The following is a 908-nucleotide window of genomic DNA, read 5'->3' as shown; positions in this document are numbered from 1 at the left end:
GACAGCGAGGTGATGGAGCTGTTAGCCGTGGACAGACCCGTCGAAGTCGAAGTCGACAGCGACGTGATCGAGCTGTTGGCCGTGGACAGGCCCGTCGAGGTCGAGGTCGACAACGACGTGATGGAGCTATTGGCCGTGGACAGGCCCGTCGAAGTCGAGGTCGACAGCGACGTGATCGAGCTATTGGCCGTGGACAGACCGGTCGAGGTCGAGGTCGACAGCGAGGTGATGGAGCTGTTAGCCGTGGACAGACCCGTCGAAGTCGAAGTCGACAGCGACGTGATCGAGCTGTTAGCCGTCGACAGGCCCGTCGAGGTCGAGGTCGACAACGACGTGATCGAGCTGTTGGCCGTGGACAGACCGGTCGAGGTCGAGGTCGACAGCGAGGTGATGGAGCTGTTAGCCGTGGACAGACCCGTCGAAGTCGAAGTCGACAGCGACGTGATCGAGCTGTTAGCCGTCGACAGGCCCGTCGAGGTCGAGGTCGACAACGACGTGATCGAGCTGTTGGCCGTCGACAGGCCCGTCGAAGTCGACGTGGACAGCGAGGTGATGGAGCTGTTAGCCGTGGACAGGCCCGTCGAGGTCGAAGTCGAGAGCGACGTGATCGAGCTGTTAGCCGTGGAGAGACCCGTCGAGGTCGAGGTCGACAACGACGTGATGGAGCTATTGGCCGTGGACAGACCGGTCGAGGTCGAGGTCGACAGCGAGGTGATGGAGCTGTTAGCCGTCGACAGACCCGTCGAAGTCGAAGTCGACAGCGACGTGATCGAGCTGTTAGCCGTCGACAGGCCCGTCGAGGTCGAGGTCGACAACGACGTGATCGAGCTGTTGGCCGTGGACAGACCGGTCGAGGTCGAGGTCGACAGCGAGGTGATGGAGCTGTTAGCCGTCGACAGACCCGTCGA

General features: G+C 62.3%; 1 protein-coding gene. It reads left to right on the top strand.

Annotated features, from left to right (window positions below):
• The coding region (locus tag WT97_RS34595) for a hypothetical protein (RefSeq protein ID WP_218919444.1) at positions 1-908 on the top strand (908 nt) is incomplete at both ends.

The organism is Burkholderia sp. MSMB1459WGS (genome assembly GCF_001534535.1).
In the GTDB taxonomy this organism is placed as follows: Bacteria; Pseudomonadota; Gammaproteobacteria; order Burkholderiales; family Burkholderiaceae; genus Burkholderia.
Note: the sequence above shows the minus strand (reverse complement) of the source record. Positions and strands in the feature narration are given on the sequence as shown.